The sequence below is a fragment of the Falsiroseomonas oryzae genome (assembly GCF_027856955.1).
Classification (GTDB): Bacteria; Pseudomonadota; Alphaproteobacteria; order Acetobacterales; family Acetobacteraceae; genus Falsiroseomonas; species Falsiroseomonas oryzae.
On sequence record NZ_JAPSMD010000674.1, the window covers coordinates 1 to 2053 of the forward strand.

Below are 2053 nucleotides of genomic sequence, written 5' to 3' on the forward strand. Positions count from 1 at the left end.
TGCGCACGCAGCAGGGCGGCGATCTCCGCCGGCGTGCCGGCCGGCGCCGGGCCGGCGCGCAGTAGCGTCGCCAGCGGCTCCGCCGTGGTGGCCAGCGCCAGGTCGCGATGCGCGGCCTGCGGCGGCAGGCCGTGCGCAATGCCATGCGGCTGCGCGTGGCCGGACAGCACCAGCTCCATCTGCAGGTCCATGGCGCTGCTCCAGAGCAGGTCGGCCGTCGGGCCGCCGGCCGCGACCTCGTCCAGGTAGCGCCGGTGCAGCGCGGTGCTCACGCCGAAGACGAAGTCGAGCTCCACCTCCGGATGCGCGGCGGCGAAGCCGGCGAGCAGCGGCTCGCAGTAGCGGCGCTCGGCCGCCGAGAACAGCGTCAGGCGGCCACGCGCCATGTCAGCCGCCGATGATCTTGCGCAGCGTCGCGACATCGGCGCGCGCCGCGGCCATCATGTAGCCCACGTCGTTGCCGGCGATGAGGAAGCGCGCCCCGAGCACGAGCAGGTCGCGCTGCAGCTCCGCATCGCCGCGGATGCCGCCGACGCCGAGCACCTTGCGGTGGGCGCGGCACGCCGCTGCCACGGCTTCATAGGCCGCGCGCAGCCGCGGATGCCGCAGCTCGCCGGGAATGCCCATCTCCGTGCAGAGGTCGTTCGAGCCGATCAGCAGCACATCCACGCCGGCCACGGCGGCAATCGCGTCCGCCTCGGCCACGCCTTCCTCGGTTTCGATCATGCAGACGATCGTCGTCGCGGCGTTGAGCCCCGAATTGATCTCGCCGAGCTTCAGGCTGCGATAGCCGACGGCCGGGCCCGGGCCCATCACGGAGCGGCGACCGAGCGGCGGGAAGCGCGCCGCCGCGACGATCGCGCGCGCCTCGGCCTCGTTGTTCACATGCGGCAGGATCAGCCCCTGCGCGCCCCCATCCAGGATGCGTCCGATCCAGTCCGCGCCGTGGCCGGGCGGGCGCACGAGCGGTGCGATGCCGAATCCGGTCGCCGCCGTGCAGATGGCCGAGACGGTCTCCAGCCCCATCGGGCTGTGCTCCAAGTCGAGGTAGAGCGCGTCGAAGCCGCAGGCCGCGGCGATCTGCGCGATGTCCACGCTGCGCGTCTGGCGGACGCCCATGCACAGCACGGTGCCGCCCTCGGCGAGCCGTCGCTGCGCCGGGTTCGCGGCAATGGGCCCGGGCTCGATGGCCGCTCCCTCCCTCCCGATGACCGCGCCCAACGAGCGGGCCGGCCTTGCCGGGCACGCTAGGGGTGTGGTGCAAGCATGTCCAGCATGGCGGGATTCTCCGACAGCGACCGATCCCCCAGGCGCCGTGGCGGCAGCAGCCTCGACCGCATGCTCGCGCTTCTGGACGTGTTCACCCCCGCCGCGCCGGCCTGGTCCACGGAGGAGTTGATCCGCTTCTCCGGCGCGTCGCGTTCCACGCTGTATCGCCATCTCAAGGCGCTCCAGGCGTCGGGGCTGCTGACGCCGGTTGCGGGCGGGGCCTGGATGCTCGGCCCGCGCATCATCGAACTGGACCGCACGATGCGGCTCTGCGACCCGGTGACCGCCGGCGGCGGCCCGGCGATGCGCCGGCTGGCCGCGGAGACCGGCCTGAGCGGCCTGCTCTGCATGCTGTTCAGCGGCACGGTGATGTGCGTGGACGACGCCCCCGGCGCCGGGGCGCCGCCGGGGCTGTTCAGCCGCGGCCAGCGGCGGCCCCTCTTCGCCGGCGCGGCCTCCAAGGTCATCCTGGCGCATCTGCCGGCCCATCGCTTGCGCACCCTTTTCGCGCGGCACCGCGCCACGATCGCCGCCGCGGGCCTCGGTGCCGACTGGGAGGGGTTCCGCGGCGCCGTGCGCGCCATCCGCGACGCCGGTCATTGCGTGACGGAAGGCGAGTTCCGCCCCGGCATCCTCGGCATCGCCGCGCCGCTGCTCAACGCGGATGGCGAGGTGCTCGGCAGCATCGGCGTCGCCGGCGACGCCGCGCGCATCCCGCGGCGCCAGCGCGTCGCCCTCGCGGACCGCGTGATGGCGGCGGCGCAGGACGCCTGCGACCGCCTGG

At 74.4% G+C, this 2053-nt stretch carries 3 protein-coding genes; 1 reads left to right on the forward strand and 2 read right to left on the reverse strand.

All coding sequences use genetic code 11. The features are described 5' to 3' along the window. Together OZN99_RS30450 and OZN99_RS30455 are read right to left on the reverse strand one after the other, a co-directional pair. Window positions 1-386 (reverse strand): hypothetical protein (locus OZN99_RS30450; protein WP_456299916.1); only part of this gene is annotated, 386 nt, incomplete at its 3' end. Window position 387: 1 nt separating this feature from the next. Then, window positions 388-1221 carry an HpcH/HpaI aldolase family protein gene (locus OZN99_RS30455; RefSeq protein ID WP_270938955.1) on the reverse strand — a complete coding sequence of 278 codons (834 nt, stop codon included), beginning with the start codon at window positions 1219-1221 and terminating at the stop codon, window positions 388-390. 117 nt (window positions 1222-1338) lie between these two features. Between OZN99_RS30455 and OZN99_RS30460 the strand changes: the two genes are divergently transcribed. Next, a partial coding sequence (locus OZN99_RS30460) for an IclR family transcriptional regulator (RefSeq protein WP_270938956.1) occupies window positions 1339-2053 on the forward strand: 715 nt, incomplete at its 3' end.